Below are 14,927 nucleotides of genomic sequence, written 5' to 3'. Positions count from 1 at the left end.
GGATGCCACGCAATCCACGCGGTACTGGCTCCCAAGTCGATGATTCGGGATCCAATCTGTATCTGTTAGGATCCAAACATGACCACCCGAGAGGATGCCGCCGAGCTCCGCGCCCGTGTGCGCTCCTTGACGCTCGAGACGGCCGACGTGATGTCGGTCGAGCTCGAGGGGGTGGACGGCCCGCTCCCCGAATGGACGCCCGGCGCCCACATCGACCTCGCCCTCCCCGGCGCCCCCGTGCGTCAGTACTCGCTGTGCGGCGAGCCGGGTTCGGCGCGCTACCGCATCGCCGTCCTGCGCGAGGAGCAGAGCCGCGGCGGTTCCCGCGCCGTGCACGAGCGGCTCCGCCCGGGCGACGTCGTGTCGCTCCGCGGTCCGCGCAACCACTTCGGCCTCGAACCCGCCGGCGAGTACCTGTTCCTCGCGGGCGGCATCGGCATCACCCCGGTTCTGCCCATGGTGCGCGCCGCCGCCGCGGCGGGCGTGCCGTGGCGCGTGCTGTACCTCGGTGCCTCCCGCACCCGCATGGCGTTCGTCGACGACCTGGCCGCGATCCCCGGCGGAGCGGTCGACGTCGTCGCGCGCGACGAGGGTGTGCGGGCCGACCTCGAGGCCGAGCTCGCGGCGCACCCGGACGCCGCGGTGTACGCGTGCGGTCCGGCGCGCATGCTCGAAGAGGTCGTGCGCCTGGTGCCCGAGGCATCCGGTCGTCTGCACCTGGAGTACTTCACCGCCCCCGTCGTGGAGTACGAACCGGGCGGGCCGTTCTCGGTGCGTCTCGCGCTCACGGGTGTCGAGGTCACCGTCGAGCCCGAGCAGAGCGTGCTCGAGGTGCTCCGCGAGGCCGGTGTCGATGTGCTCACCGACTGTGAAGAGGGCATCTGCGGCAGCTGCGAGACGGGCGTCCTCGAGGGCGAGGTCGAGCACCGCGACTTCGTCCTCACCGCCCAGGAGCGCGCCGCGAACGACTGCATGATGGTGTGCGTCTCGCGGTCGGCGTGCCCCCTCCTCGTCCTCCAGGCCTGACTGCCTGGAACCCACACGGAAACCGACCACGAGAGGCACGAGAGGTAACGGCGATGCTGAAGCAGGAAGACAACGAGAAGATCACCCGCTCGGGGCCGGGCACCCCGCTCGGCAACCTCCTGCGCTCGTACTGGCAGCCGGCCGCGCTCGTGTCGGAGATGCCGGGCGAGAGGCCGGTGAAGGCCGTCCGCATCATGAGCGAGGACCTCGTGCTGTTCAAGAAGCGCGAAGGCTGGGGGCTCATCAGCCGGTACTGCGCCCACCGCGGCGTCGACCTGTCGTACGGCCGCCTCGAAGAGGACGGCATCCGGTGCCTGTACCACGGGTGGCTATACGACGGACAGGGGAAGTGCGTCGAGCAGCCGGCCGAGCCCGAGCACAGCCAGTTCCTCGGCAAGATCCGCATCGCCAACTACCCGTGCGTCGAGAAGAACGGGATCATCTTCACCTACATGGGCGCGGGCGACCCGCCGCCCTTCCCCGACTACGACTGCTTCGTCGCGCCCGAGGAGTACACCTTCGCGTTCAAGGGGCTGTGGGACTGCAACTGGCTGCAGGGCCTGGAGGGCGGCATCGACCCGAGCCACGTGTCGTTCCTGCACCGCTTCATCCAGGAGGACCCGCGCGAGATGTACGGGCAGCAGTTCGCCGAGGAGGTCGAGGGCACCGGCAAGAAGCTCTCGATGCTCGTCGGGGAGAGCTACCGCCCCGACATCGAGGTCGAGAGCGCCGATCACGGCCTCCGCGTCTTCGCGCTGCGGCAGCTCACCGATGACATCAAGCACGTCCGGGTCACGAACCTCATGTTCCCCAACGCCTTCGTCGTGCCCTTCGGCAACACGAAGGTGTTCACGCAGTGGCACGTGCCGATCGACGACGAGCACCACTACTGGTACATGATCTGGTACGACTTCGCCGAGGTGACCGACAAGGACACCCTGCTGCAGCAGCGCTTGGAGGGCGTGACGCTGCCGGATTATCGGCCGGTGCGCAACCGCGACAACAACTGGGGCTTCGACCCGCAGGAGCAGAAGGACCTCACCTACACGGGAATGGGCCTCGACATCAACGTCCACGACCAGTGGGCGGTCGAGAGCATGGGGCCGATCCAGGACCGCACTGTCGAGCGGCTCGGCGTGTCCGACCGCGCCGTCACCGCCAACCGTCGTCTGCTCCTCCGCGCCATCGACGCGTTCGCCGCCGGGGGGCAGACGCCGTCGCACCCCGTGAGCGCCGAGGAGGCGGCGAAGCTCACCGGCCCGCTCGCGATGGACACGATCTCGGCCAATGACGCGTGGCAGGAGCGCTGGATCCAGCGCGAGCAGGAGCGCCGTGCCGCCTCGCCGTGGGCGGCTCCCCGGGCGACCGCCGAGGAGACCGTCGATGCGTGAGCGCAACGTCGACGAGCGCCCGGTCTCGGAGAGCGGCGGGGGGATCTCCGCCCGTCCGATGCTCGCCCAGGACCGCGAGGGCTTCATCCACCGCCACGGACTGTGGACCGAGGCGCACTACGCCGCGGCCGGACAGATGCGCCGCGTCGTGGACGAGCTCGGCATCGACATGGTGCGCTTCTCGTTCGTCGACCAGCACGGCATCCTGCGCGGCAAGACGATCGCCCGCGGCGGGATCGCCGCCGCGATGCGCTCGGGCGTCACCGCGCCGAGCTCGCTCCTGCTCAAGGACACCTCGGGACAGTCGGTCTTCTCGGTGTTCAGCGCCGAGACGGGCGTCGGGGTCGCGGGGTTCAGCGGCGCGGGCGACATCGTGCTCGTGCCCGATCCCACGACGTTCCGCGTGCTGCCGTGGGCGCCGGGGACCGCGTGGATCCTGTGCGACCTGCACTTCCCCGACGGCAGCCCCGTGCCTTTCTGCACGCGCACGATCCTCCGCAACGAACTGACCACCCTCGCCGCGCGCGGCTACGGCATGACCGTGGGCGCCGAGCTGGAGTTCCACGTCTTCCGCGCCGACGCCACCGAGCTCGGCGCCGAGCACATCGGGACCCCGGGGCGGCCAGGGGCGGCCTCGCTCACCGCGCCCACGACGCGCGGGTCGCAGCTGCTCCTGGAGGAGGGGCTCGACCGCATGCAGCCGCTCGTGGACGCGTTGTACCGCGGGCTCACGCTGCTGGACCTTCCGCTGCGTTCGATCGAGCTGGAGTTCGGACCCAGCCAGTTCGAGATCACGATGGAGGCCGGCGACGCCGCGGCCATCGCCGACGCGATCGTGCTCTGTCGCACGGCCGTACGCCGCATCGCCGCCGGTCTGGGCTACCACGCCACTTTCATGTCGCGCCCGCAGGGCACCGACGGCGCGTCGACCGGATGGCACCTCCACCAGTCGCTCACCGACCTCACCACCGGCGCCGGCGCGTTCGTCCCGGAAACGCCGGGCACGACGCTCTCGCTCGTCGGATCCTCCTACCTCGGCGGACTCCTCGCGCACGCCGGCGGCGCCGCCGTCTTCACGACCCCGACGGTCAACGGCTACAAGCGCTACCAGCCGAACTCGCTCGCCCCCGACCGCATCGCCTGGGGCATCGACAACAAGGGCGCGATGGTGCGCGCGGTCGGCGGGGTCGGCGACCCGGCGACGCGCCTCGAGAACCGGTCGGGCGAGCCGGCGGCCAACCCGTACCTGTACATCGCGTCGCAGCTGATCAGCGGCGTGGACGGCATCGAGCGGGGGCTCATCCCGCCCGCGCCGACCACCGACCCGTACCGCACCGATGCGCCGTCGCTGCCGGCCTCCCTCGGGGCCGCCGTCGACGCGTTCGAGGCCGACGAGGTCTTCCGTGCCGCGCTCGGCGACGTCGTGGTGGAGTGGTACGCGACCATCAAGCGGGCGGAGTTCGCCCGCTACCTTCGCCACGTCTCCGACTGGGAGCAGCGCGAGTACTTCGAGATCTTCTGAGGACGACCATGACCCTTCGCACCACCGTCACCGCCCTGCCGGAGTACGAGCCGTTCCTGATCGGCGGCGAGCGGATGCCGCGGGGCGATCGCCCCGCGCGTGCGGTGATCGACCCGGCCACCGGCGAGCAGCTGACCACCGTGGCCGACGCCACGGCCGCGGACGTCGACCGGGCCGTGGCGCTCGCCGTCGAAGCCCACGCCGACCGGCGGTGGCGGGGGCTCGCACCGCTGGAGCGGTCGCGCATCCTGAACCGTGTCGCCGACCTCATCGAGGAGCAGCTCGAAGAGCTCGCGGTGCTCGAGACGCGCGACAACGGCAAGCCGATCGAGCGTTCCCGCGCCGACACGGCGATGGCCGCGCGGACGTTCCGCCACTTCGCGGGCGCCCCCTCGCGACTCGGCGGCACGGTGGTCGCGGTCGACGGCGGCGGTCACCACGTGTACACGCTGCAGGAGCCGGTCGGCCCCGTCGCGATCATCCTGCCGTGGAACTTCCCGATCATGACGGCGGCCTTCAAGCTCGCTCCCGCGCTCGCCGCCGGCTGCCCCGTCGTCGCCAAGCCCGCCGAGGACACCCCGCTGACGCTCCTGCGGCTCGGCGGCATCCTGGCGGAGGCGGGCGTCCCCGCCGGGACCGTGAGCATCCTCACGGGCGACGGGTCGGTCGGCGCCGCGCTCACCGCCCACCCGGGCATCGCGAAGATCACGTTCACGGGCTCCACCGAGGTCGGCCGTCTCGTCGCGCACGCCGCGGCCGACGATTTCACGCGCGTCACGCTGGAACTCGGCGGCAAGAGCCCGAACATCGTCTTCGAGGACGCCGATCTGGATGCCGCGGTCCTCACCGCGATGCGCGCCTCGTTCGGGCACTCCGGGCAGATGTGCACCGCGGGAAGCCGTCTGCTCGTGCAGCGCTCGATCCTCGCCGAGATGACGGAGCGCATGACCGCAGCGGTGGCCCGGGTGCCCGTCGGTGACGGCCTGGACGGCGGCATCACGGTCGGCCCGCTCGTCTCGGAAGAGCAGCGCGAGCGCGTGCTCGGGTACATCCGCGCGGGTGTCGACGAGGGCGCGACGCTCCTCGCCGGCGGTGGGGTGCGCGAGCCCGGGTTCTACGTCGAGCCGACGCTGTTCGCGGACGTCACCAATGACATGCGCATCGCCCGCGAGGAGATCTTCGGCCCGGTCGTGGGCATCATCCCCTTCGACGACGAGCAGGATGCCGTCCGCATCGCCAACGACACCGCCTACGGCCTCGCGGCCGGCGTCTGGACGCGCGACCTCGGCCGGGCGCACCGGATGGCGGCGGCCCTCGACGCCGGCACCGTCTGGATCAACACCTACAACCTCTTCGACCCCGCTCTCTCGTTCGGCGGCACGGGGGAATCGGGCCTCGGCCGCGATCTCGGCGAAGAGGGACTGCGCGGGTTCCTCGAGAGCAAGAGCGTCGTCATCGCCATCCCGGAGGCCTGACCGGCATGCTCACCGTCCACGGCGTGTCCGGGCCGATCGCCCCCGCGCAGCTCGGCGTCACCCTGCCGCACGAGCACGTCTACATCAATATGACGCGCACGACCCCGCAGGACGGGTTCCTCGCCGTCGAGGAGGAGATGCTCGCCGAGCTCGCGCTGTTCCGCGACGCGGGCGGCTCGACGATCATCGATCTGACCAACGGCGAACTCAGCGACTACGCGGCGCCGTTCGGCGAGAGCGACGACATCACCGAGCTGCAGCAGAACCGCCGGACCGGGTCGCGATCGATCGCCAACGTGCGGGCGACCCGGCGGGCCGCGGAAGCCAGCGGCATCCAGGTCATCCTCGGCACCGGCCACTACTACGACACCTACCTCGACAAGGAGTGGTTCGATCGGACGCCGACCAACGCGCTCGCCGATTTCCTCATCGCCGATCTGCTCGACGAGATCCCGGGGACCGGTGTCCGCGCGGGAGTGATCGGCGAGATCGCGTCGGATCTGTCGCACATCACCGCGGTCGAGGAGCGGTCGTTCCGCGCGGCGGCCCGCGCCGGGCGCGAGACCGGGGCACTCATCTCGACGCACGCGGCGTCGTTCCCGACGGGGCTCGCGCAGCTCGAGATACTGACCGAGGAGGGCGTCGATCCCTCGCGCGTCGTCATCGGGCACGCCGACACCGTGAAGAGCGTCGAGTACTCGCTCGAACTCCTCCGGCGCGGGGCCTTCGTCGAATTCGACTGCCTCATGACCTGCCGGGCGGGGGGTGTGCTGGTGCATCACCAGATCGATCGGCGCATCGACTATCTGCGCCGGATCGTCGAGGCCGGGTACGCCCACCGGGTGCTGCTGTCGCACGACGTCTGCCAACGGTCGCACCTGCGGGCGTACGGTGGCCCGGGATACACGTTCCTCTTCGAGGAGTTCCGTCGAATCGCCGTCGAGTCCGGGATCGCCCCCGAGACCCTCGACGCCATCCACCGCGACAACCCGCGTCGCGCCGTCTTCGGGGAGTGACCGATGCCCATCCACACCGTCCTCGGCCCCATCGACGCCGCCGACCTCGGCCGCACCTCGATGCACGAACACCTGCTCAGCGACCTGCGCATCTGGGCGAAGACGCCCACCGAACTGCCGCCGGAGGGCGTCGAGATGGGCCCCGAGCTCATGGCGTACCTGCGGTGGAACTTCCTCTCGATCCCCGAGAACATCGTGCTGCACGACCCCGCCGTCGCCGCCGAGGAGCTCGCGCACGTCGTCACCGCGGGCGGTTCGGGAGTGCTGGAGCTGACCCTCGACGGCATGGGTCGACGCCTCGCGGAGCTGCCCGAGATCTCCCGCCGGTCAGGCGTCCACGTCATGGTGGGCGCCGGGTTCTACGTCGAACCGACGATGCCCGACGACGTCCGGACGGCCGACGTCGACGCCCTCACCGATCTGCTGCTGACGCAGCTGCGCGAGGGCATCGACGGCACCGGCATCCGTCCCGCCCTCCTGGGGGAGATCGGCACGAGCTACCCCGTCACGGACGCCGAGTGGCGCTCGCTCCGCGCGGCCGCCCGGGCCGGCGCCGAGACAGGCGCCGCCGTGTACACGCACCAGTCGTTCCGCGGCATGGCCGGGACCGAGGTGCTCGAGGTGCTGATCGAGGAGGGCATGTCGCCCGACCGCGTGATCATCGGCCACCTCGACGAGTTCTGGGACAAGGCCTACCACCGCGACATCGCGCAGGCCGGTGCCGTGCTGGCCTACGACACGTTCGGGTCCGACTTCTACTACGGCAGCGCGGACCTGCGGAACCCGACGGACGCCGAGCGCCTCGAGATGGTCGAGTGGCTGCTGTCCGAGGGGTACGCCGACCAACTCGTCATCGCGCAGGACGTGTGGGCGCAGGCGAACCTCCGCCGCAACGGCGGCCGCGGCTACGACCACCTCTTCGCGCGCATCGGCCCCGCCATCGCGACCATCGCCGGCGACCCCGCGGTCGCGGACCAGATCCTCATCCACACCCCCCGCCGACTCCTGGAGCGTCCATGACCGACCACACCCCCACCGCAGCCCCCGCCGTCGTCGGCAACGCCGTCCTCATCGTCGTCGACATCCAGGGCGGCACCGGGACCGTCGCGCTCGGCGACGGCGGCATCCCGCACATGGGCGGGGCGGCCGAGCGTCGCCCCCGCGTGCGGCGCACCGTCGACCTCGCGCGCGCGGCGGGCGTGCCCGTCGTCTGGATCCAGGAGGTGCACAAGCCCTCGCTGGTCGACATCGGCCGCGAGCTCGACGGCGCCGAAGGCCCCCACTGCATCGAGGGCGACGACGGCACCGAGATCGCCGCGTGGCTCGACCCGCGCCCCGAGGAGTTCGTCGTGCGCAAGCGCCGGTACTCGGCGTTCTTCGGCACCGAACTCGAGATCGTGCTCAAGGCCTACAAGGCCGAGACGCTGTTCCTCGTCGGCGGGCTCACCGACGTCTGCATCCACTACACCGCCGTCGACGCGCACCAGCACGACTACCGGGTGCGCGTGCTCACCGACTGCGTGGGCGGCTCCAGCGCCCCCGCGCACGACGCGGCGCTCGAGGCGATCCGCTACCTGCAGCGCGACGCCCTCGTGACCGCCGACGAGGTGGGCGCCTGGTTGGAGCAGCGCATCACCGCCGAGGTCTCGGCGTGACCCTCCCCGCCGAGGCCGCGTACGTCGTCGTCGGCGGCGGCACGGCGGGGAACGTCGTGGCCGCGCGTCTGGCCGAGGCGGGGCACGAGGTGCTGCTGCTCGAGGCCGGACCGGACTTCGGACCCGAGGGATCCCCCGCCTGGCCCGCGGATCTCGTGGATGCCACGCGCCTCGGCCGCTCGCACGACTGGGGCTACGACTCCGGCGACACGTACCCGTGGACGGTGGGTTTCGAGCGCGCCCGCGCGATCGGCGGATCGTCCGACATGAACGGCTGCACCCAGACGTGGGGCCATCGCCGCGACTACGACGCGTGGGCCGAAGCGGGCCTGGCCGGATGGGCAGCCGACGACCTGCTGCCGCTGTTCGAGGAAGGCATGCGGCGCATGCGCGTGCGGCGGTACCTGGCCGCCGAGCTGACGCCGTGGCAGCACGCCTGGTACGACGCCGCCCCCGCGGTCGGCATGCCCCGGATCCCCACGCTCAACGACCTCGACGAGAACGCGGGCTTCGCCCCCGAGGACGTGAACATCCAGGACGGCGTGCGCGTGAACACCGCGTTCGCCTACCTCGACTCCGCGCGCACGCTTCCGAACCTCACGATCGTCGGCGAGGCACTCGTCGACAGGGTGCTCGTCGAGCGTGGGCGAGCGACCGGTGTCGTCGTCGTCCACCGCGGCGAGACGCGCACGGTCCGTGCGGGCATCGTGGTGCTCGCCGGCGGTGCGTACAACTCGCCGACCGTGCTGCTGCGCTCGGGCATCGGCCCGGCGGCGCAGCTCGCCCCGCTCGGCATCCCGATCGTCCGTCACCTGCCCGGGGTGGGCGAGAATCTCCACGACCAGCCGTTCCTCCTCATGAACTGGGAGGGATCGGAGCGGATGGCGACCGAGATGGATGCCGCCCGCGCGGCGGGCTGGGCCCCAGACGAGCAGGCGATGGGGAAGGCCGCGTCGAGCCTCGAGACCGAGGCGTTCGACCTCCACTTCCTGCCGTACAGCCCCACCCATCGCGGGGAGCGGACGCGCTGGAGCATCGGCACGTCGGCGCTGCAGCCGCGCTCGCGCGGACACGTGCGGATCACGAGCACCGACCCCGAGGCGAAGCCCGTCATCGACCACCGCTTCCTCACCGATCCGGAGGGGGCCGACGTGCGGATGCTCGTCGACGGCGTCGAGATCCTGCGGGAGCTCGCCGCGACGCCGGACCTCGCGCCGCTCGTGGGCCGGGAGCTGCACCCCGGTCCCGACACCTTCACGCGCGACGCGCTGGTCGCCCACCTCTACGCGAACCCCGACAACTACTGGCATCCGGTCGGCACGTGCCGTATGGGGCTCGCCGACGACCCGCTCGCCGTCGTCGACGCGCGCGGCCGCGTGCACGGGGTCGAGGGGCTCCGCGTCGCGGACTGCGCCATCATGCCGCGCGTTCCGCGCGCCACCACCGCCATGCCCGCCGTCGTGGTGGGAGAGAACATCGCCCGGATGCTGATCGAGGACGCCGCATGAGCCTGTCGAACCTGACCCGTCGTTCCGCCTCTTCGCTCGCGGAGGCGATCCGTCGGCGCGAGGTGTCGAGCGAGGAGGTCGTGCGCGCGCATCTCGAGCGCATCGACGACATCAACCCGTCCGTGAACGCGCTCGTCTCCTACCGCCCCGACGAGGCGATCGCCCGTGCCCGGGAACTCGACGCGCTCAGTGCCCGCGGCCTGTCGATGGGGGCGCTGCACGGCCTGCCGTTCGCCGTGAAAGACCTCATGGACGTCCGGGGACTGCCCACGACGTCGGGGTCGCGCATCCACGTCGACAACGTCGCGCAGGCCGACAGCGTCATCTCGGGTCGCATCCGCGACGCGGGTGCGGTGTTCGTCGGCAAGACGAACACCCCCGAGTTCGGGGTCGGCTCGCACACGTTCAACGACGTCTTCGGTGTCACGCGCAACCCCTACGACCTCGCCCGTTCCGCGGGGGGCAGCAGCGGGGGTGCGGCCGCGGCCGTCACGAGCGGCATGCTGCCCGTCGCGGACGGCTCGGACCTCGGCGGCAGCATCCGCAACCCCGCGTCGTTCGGCAACCTCGTGGGACTCCGCCCGACCGCGGGACGCGTCGCCTCGGCGCGTCCCGGCAATGCCTGGGATCCGGGCTCGGTGCTCGGCCCGCTCGCACGCACCGTCCGCGACGCGGCGCTGCTGTTGTCGGTGATCGCGGCCCCCGAGCGTCGCGCGCCGCTGTCGATCGACGAGGACCCGGCGCTGTTCCTGTCGCTGCAGCCCCGCCCGTTCGCCGGGACCCGGATCGCGTACAGCCCCGACCTGGGCGGACTGCCCCTCGACCCGCAGGTGCGGGTGGCGACCGATGCCGCAGCGCGCCTGGCCGCCGATCTCGGTGCCGAGGTGATCCCGGTCGACATCGACCTGTCGGAGGCGGATCTGGTCTTCGAGACGTTCCGTTCGCTGGAGTTCCTCGACGCGCACGGCGACGAGGCCGCGGATCACCCCGACCTCGTCAAGCAGACGCTGAAGGACGACATCGCGTGGGCCGCGGGGTTCACGGCCGAGACCCTGGTGCGCGCCGCCGGCGCCCGGACGCGCCTGTTCCGTCGGTTCCAGGCTCTGTTCGAGGACGTCGACCTGCTGCTCGCGCCCTGCGTCCAGGTGCTGCCGTTCCCGGTCGAGTGGGAGTACCCCACCGAGATCGACGGCGTCGCGATGGATCGTTACTACTCCTGGCAGCGTTCGTGCAGCCGGATCACCGCGACGGCCATGCCGGCGCTGTCGATGCCGTTCTCGTTCTCCGCCGAGGGGTTGCCGATCGGCGTGCAGTTCGTCGGTCCGTACCGCGCCGACCGTGCCCTGCTGGAGTTCGGCCTGACGTGGGAGGGCGCGGTCGCCGACACGATGGCCCGCCGCCCGCCCCTCTAACCCCCTACCGTCCCCGTCGAGGAGCCCCGCATGACCCCGTCCCCCCGGAACGACATCACGACCCTGTACCTCGCGCCGGTGCGCACGATGGACCCCGACCGCCCGCGGGCCGATGCTTTCGCGGTCCGCGCGGGGAGGATCGTCGCGGTCGGCGACGTCGACGAGGTGCGTGCGGCGCTGCCCGCCGAGTGCGAGACGGAGGAGCTCGACGGTGTCGTGCTCCCCGGCCTCATCGACGTGCACCTGCACATGCAGCGTGGCGGCCTCAAGGCGAGCGAGCACGTGCCCGACGACGTCGACGTCGACGGGTTCATCGAGGCGATGGCGCGCACGTTCGACGACGAGGACTGGACCGGCGAGGAACCGCCGACGCTCGATCAGCGGGTCGCCGCCCTCGACCTCGTGCAGCCGCTGTTCCACGCCCTGGGGTTCACCGGCATCGTCGACCCCGCCGTCACGATCGACGAGATGCGCGGATACCAGGAGGCGCACCGTCGCGGACGCCTGTCGATGCGCACGGTCGCGATGCCGTACCTCGAGATCGGGTCGCCCGCGACGCCCGACGTCGACGCCGTCATCGCCCACCTCGAGGGGACGGGAGTGTCGACCGGATTCGGCGACGACCACCTCCGTCTCGGCCCGATCAAGGTGTACGCCGACGGAGAGGCGTTGAAGGGCCAGGCGCTGCTGGACGAGCCGTGGGATGCCACCGGCTACCGCGGCGAGCAGCGCATCCCGGATGCCGAGTACGCCCGCCTCGTCGCGTTCTGCGCCGCGAACGGGTGGGGTGTCGGGACGCACGCGGTCGGGGGAGCGGCGATCGGACTGGTCGCGCGGGAGTACGCACGCGCCGGCGCCGCGGTCGCGGAGAACCGCTACCAGATCATCCACGGCTATCTCGAGCCGAGCGGCGAGACGATGCGTCTGGCCGGCGGCGTGGGGACCGTGGCATCCCTCCAGCCCTCGATCATCTGGCACAACGGCGTGGGCCTCCGCGAGAAGCTGGGGGAGCGGGCGGAGCGCGCGAACCCGATGCGGTCGTGGATCGATTCCGGCGCCGTGCTCGCGCTCGGCTCCGACGGACCGTACTTCGCGTTCGACCCGCGTCACCTGATGTGGCAGTCCGTGACGCGGTTCGTGGCGAACTCCGCCGAGCCGCTCGACCCGTCCGAGGCGATCACGCTCGACGAGGCGCTCGCCGGCTACACGACCGGAGCCGCGTACGCGAGCCTCGCCGAACACGACCGCGGCATGATCCGTCCGGGCATGCTGGCGGACTGGGCGCTGTGGTCGGACGACCCGGTGGATGCCGGCGTCGAAGCGCTCCGCGGACTGCGGGTGCGCCGCACGGTCGTGGGCGGCCGCACGGTGTACCGGGGGACCGCCGCGTGATCGAGACGGTCCTCGGCCCCGTCTCGGCGGAGGGGTGGGGGCCGACGTCCACCAACGAGCATCTGCTCACCGACTCCCGCGGGCTCGCCCGCCCGCTCCCGGACGGGACGTTCCTGGACGGGCCGCCGCGCCTGGAGGTGTGGGGAGACCTCCGGTGGAACTGGATGTCGATGCCGGACAACCTCACCCTCGACGACCCCGGCGCCGCCGCGGCGGAGCTGTCCGCCGCGAAGGCCGCCGGCCTGCACGCGATCGTGGAGGCGACGTCCTGGGGCATGGGTCCGCGGCACGCGGCTCTGCCGGAGATCTCCCGCCGCAGCGGTGTGCGGATCGTGGCCGCCTACGGCTCCTACATCGACAAGACCCTCCCGATGTGGTGGCGCGACCTCGACGAGAGCGGGATGTCCGCGCTCTTCCGGACGGCCCTGACGGATGCCGTGCCCGGGACGTCGTACCGCGCGGGCCTCCTCGGCCTCCTCGGGACGAGCGCCGAGATCACCGCGGCCGAGGGGCGGGCTCTGCGCGCCGCGGGACGCGCCGCCGCCGAGGCCGGAGCGTCGGTGAGCATCCGCCTGGATGCCGCCGCCCGGCGCGGCCCCGAGGTCGCCGACATCCTGACCGCCGCGGGACTCGCGCCCGAGCGCATCCTGTTCTGCAACATCGACAAGGTGCTCGACCTTGCCTACGTCGCCGACGTCGTCGACACCGGCGCAGTCGTGGAATTCGCCTTCGGGAGCGACCACTCCTTCGGCGGGGGGATCCGCGACCACACCGATCGCGAGCGACTCGACTTCCTCGGCGCGCTCGTCGCCGCGCGGCCGGATGCGGCGATCACGCTCAGCTGCTCCGTCTGGACCAAGGGGCAGCTCACGCGCTACGGCGGCATGGGCTACGGCCACGTGCTCGCCCGGATCGCCCCTCTCCTCGCCGGCGTCGGTGTCGACGACGCTCGCCTGACCGACATGCTCATCGCGCGCCCCGTCGCGCTCCTGGACCGGATGGAGACCCCCGGATGACCCCCACCGACACGCCCCTGCACCGACGGAGCGCACGCGATCTCGCCGCCGGCATCCGCGCCCGGGAGTTCTCCGCCGAGGAGGTGATGCGCGCGCACCTCGCACGCATCGAGGAGCGGAACCCCGCGATCGCGGCGATCGTGACGATGGTGCCCGAGTCCGAGGCGCTCGCGATGGCGCGGGAGGCGGACCGCGCCGTCGCGCGCGGCGACGAGGTGGGGCTCCTCCACGGCCTTCCCACCGCCGTGAAGGACCTCCTCGACGTGGAGGGGCTGCCGACCCGGCACGGCTCCCGGCTGCACGCGGACGCCGCACCGGCCCGCGCCGACGCCATGGTCGTCGGACGCATGCGACGCGCGGGCGCGCTCGTCATCGGCAAGACGAACACCCCCGAGGCCGGCCTCGGGACGCTCACTTTCAGCTCGATCGCCGACACGTGCCGCAACCCCTACGACCTGTCACGGCACGCGGGCGGCTCGAGCGGTGGGGCGGCGGCCGCGGTCGCCGCGGGGATGCTGCCGTTCGCGGACGGTTCCGACAGCGGCGGGAGCCTGCGCTACCCCGCGGCGTTCTGCAACGTCGTGGGGCTCCGACCGTCTCCCGGCCGGGTCGCGAGCGGTCGGCTCGACAACGGCTGGACGGCGCACGGCGTCCTCGGTCCGATGGCGCGCACGAGCGACGACGTCGCCTACGCGCTCGCCGCGATGGCGGGGCCCGACCCGATGGCGCCGCTCTCGATCGCGGAGGACCCGGCCGTGTTCGCGGCGCTGGCGCCCCGGCATCCGGGGTCCGTCCGCATCGGGTGGAGCCGGGATGCCGGGGGAGTGCCGATCTCGGCCGAGGTCGCCGCCGTCCACGCACGCGCCAAGGACGCCCTCGTGACGGCCGGGTACGACGTCGTCGATCTGGACCTCGAGCTCGCGGATGCCGAGGCGGCCTGGGAGACGGTGGAGATGTACAACTTCTTCGCCTCGTACCGGGGAGAGGCCGCCGCCCACCCGGACCTCCTGCGTCCCGATCTGCTGCGCAACGTGCGGCAGGGGGAGCGCATCACCGCCGCCGAGCTGGCCGACGCACTGCGGACGCGCACGGAGGTGTTCCGGCGCACCGAGCGACTGTTCGCCGACGTCGACGTGGTCATCGCCCCCGCCACTCCCGTCGTCGCCCCGCCGGCCGAGGTCGAGTGGGTCGAGCGCGTGGGCGACACCGTCTACGATCGCTATTTCCGGTGGCAGATGCTCGCCAACCGCTTCACGGTCACGGCGCACCCGGTCGTGGTCACCCCGGCCGGATTCCACGAGGATCTGCCCGTCGGGGTGCAGGTCGTCGGTCGCCATCGCGGCGAGGCGGAGCTGCTCGCGATCACCTCCGGAATCGAGGCGGTGCGGGGTCTGACCGCCCGATCGCCGCGCGACTGAGCGACGTTTTACTTCGGCGAAACATTCTCGGCATGTACAAGAGGATCCAATCCTGCAATATTGGATCCAGTTAAACACCAGATACATCCATGATTT

12 protein-coding genes are annotated in these 14,927 nt (G+C 71.8%); all 12 read left to right on the top strand.

What is annotated here, in order from left to right:
- The first annotated feature begins 78 nt into the window (after positions 1-78).
- Genes BW982_RS07565 through BW982_RS07510 form a run of 12 tightly spaced genes read left to right on the top strand, consistent with a single transcriptional unit; the run spans position 79 to position 14,831 of the window.
- Positions 79-1,026 (top strand): PDR/VanB family oxidoreductase, encoded by a 948-nt coding sequence (locus BW982_RS07565; RefSeq protein ID WP_076491475.1) that lies wholly within the window; start codon positions 79-81, stop codon positions 1,024-1,026.
- 53 nt (positions 1,027-1,079) lie between these two features.
- A complete protein-coding gene (locus BW982_RS07560; RefSeq protein WP_076491472.1) occupies positions 1,080-2,417 on the top strand; it encodes a Rieske 2Fe-2S domain-containing protein in 1,338 nt (445 codons plus the stop codon).
- Positions 2,410-3,939: a glutamine synthetase family protein gene (locus BW982_RS07555; RefSeq protein WP_139327350.1), complete on the top strand. Its 1,530-nt coding sequence runs from the start codon at positions 2,410-2,412 to the stop codon at positions 3,937-3,939. Before BW982_RS07560 ends, BW982_RS07555 begins: the two co-directional genes overlap by 8 nt.
- A gap of 8 nt (positions 3,940-3,947) precedes the next feature.
- Positions 3,948-5,414: an aldehyde dehydrogenase family protein gene (locus BW982_RS07550; RefSeq protein ID WP_076491469.1), complete on the top strand. Its 1,467-nt coding sequence runs from the start codon at positions 3,948-3,950 to the stop codon at positions 5,412-5,414.
- 5 nt (positions 5,415-5,419) lie between these two features.
- Positions 5,420-6,430: a phosphotriesterase family protein gene (locus tag BW982_RS07545; RefSeq protein ID WP_076491466.1), complete on the top strand. Its 1,011-nt coding sequence runs from the start codon at positions 5,420-5,422 to the stop codon at positions 6,428-6,430.
- A 3-nt stretch (positions 6,431-6,433) separates the two neighbouring features.
- Positions 6,434-7,450: a phosphotriesterase family protein gene (locus BW982_RS07540; protein ID WP_076491463.1), complete on the top strand. Its 1,017-nt coding sequence runs from the start codon at positions 6,434-6,436 to the stop codon at positions 7,448-7,450.
- A complete protein-coding gene (locus tag BW982_RS07535) occupies positions 7,447-8,085 on the top strand; it encodes a cysteine hydrolase family protein (protein WP_076491460.1) in 639 nt (212 codons plus the stop codon). The genes BW982_RS07540 and BW982_RS07535 overlap by 4 nt, the downstream gene beginning before the upstream one ends.
- A complete protein-coding gene (locus BW982_RS07530; RefSeq protein ID WP_076491458.1) occupies positions 8,082-9,593 on the top strand; it encodes a GMC family oxidoreductase in 1,512 nt (503 codons plus the stop codon). The genes BW982_RS07535 and BW982_RS07530 overlap by 4 nt, the downstream gene beginning before the upstream one ends.
- On the top strand, positions 9,590-11,005 hold the full coding sequence (locus BW982_RS07525; protein ID WP_076491455.1) for an amidase family protein: 1,416 nt from the start codon (positions 9,590-9,592) through the stop codon (positions 11,003-11,005). Before BW982_RS07530 ends, BW982_RS07525 begins: the two co-directional genes overlap by 4 nt.
- A 30-nt stretch (positions 11,006-11,035) precedes the next feature.
- On the top strand, positions 11,036-12,397 hold the full coding sequence (locus tag BW982_RS07520; RefSeq protein ID WP_076491453.1) for an amidohydrolase: 1,362 nt from the start codon (positions 11,036-11,038) through the stop codon (positions 12,395-12,397).
- A complete protein-coding gene (locus tag BW982_RS07515) occupies positions 12,394-13,413 on the top strand; it encodes a phosphotriesterase family protein (protein WP_076491450.1) in 1,020 nt (339 codons plus the stop codon). Before BW982_RS07520 ends, BW982_RS07515 begins: the two co-directional genes overlap by 4 nt.
- The gene (locus tag BW982_RS07510; protein WP_076491448.1) at positions 13,410-14,831 is read left to right on the top strand and encodes an amidase; all 1,422 of its coding nucleotides are present in this window, start codon (positions 13,410-13,412) and stop codon (positions 14,829-14,831) included. The genes BW982_RS07515 and BW982_RS07510 overlap by 4 nt, the downstream gene beginning before the upstream one ends.
- Positions 14,832-14,927 lie beyond the last annotated feature (96 nt).

It is taken from the genome of Microbacterium sp. RURRCA19A (assembly GCF_900156455.1).
In the GTDB taxonomy this organism is placed as follows: Bacteria; Actinomycetota; Actinomycetes; order Actinomycetales; family Microbacteriaceae; genus Microbacterium.
The sequence above is the reverse complement of the archived record's forward strand: the minus strand, read 5'-3'. Positions and strand labels throughout refer to the sequence as shown.

Coding starts and splice junctions, on each gene's coding strand:
- BW982_RS07555 (WP_139327350.1), top strand. CDS start 2,410: ATGCGTGAGCGCAACGTCGACGAGCGCCCGGTCTCGGAGAGCGGCGGG.
- BW982_RS07540 (WP_076491463.1), top strand. CDS start 6,434: ATGCCCATCCACACCGTCCTCGGCCCCATCGACGCCGCCGACCTCGGC.
- BW982_RS07550 (WP_076491469.1), top strand. CDS start 3,948: ATGACCCTTCGCACCACCGTCACCGCCCTGCCGGAGTACGAGCCGTTC.
- BW982_RS07565 (WP_076491475.1), top strand. CDS start 79: ATGACCACCCGAGAGGATGCCGCCGAGCTCCGCGCCCGTGTGCGCTCC.
- BW982_RS07545 (WP_076491466.1), top strand. CDS start 5,420: ATGCTCACCGTCCACGGCGTGTCCGGGCCGATCGCCCCCGCGCAGCTC.
- BW982_RS07510 (WP_076491448.1), top strand. CDS start 13,410: ATGACCCCCACCGACACGCCCCTGCACCGACGGAGCGCACGCGATCTC.
- BW982_RS07520 (WP_076491453.1), top strand. CDS start 11,036: ATGACCCCGTCCCCCCGGAACGACATCACGACCCTGTACCTCGCGCCG.
- BW982_RS07525 (WP_076491455.1), top strand. CDS start 9,590: ATGAGCCTGTCGAACCTGACCCGTCGTTCCGCCTCTTCGCTCGCGGAG.
- BW982_RS07535 (WP_076491460.1), top strand. CDS start 7,447: ATGACCGACCACACCCCCACCGCAGCCCCCGCCGTCGTCGGCAACGCC.
- BW982_RS07560 (WP_076491472.1), top strand. CDS start 1,080: ATGCTGAAGCAGGAAGACAACGAGAAGATCACCCGCTCGGGGCCGGGC.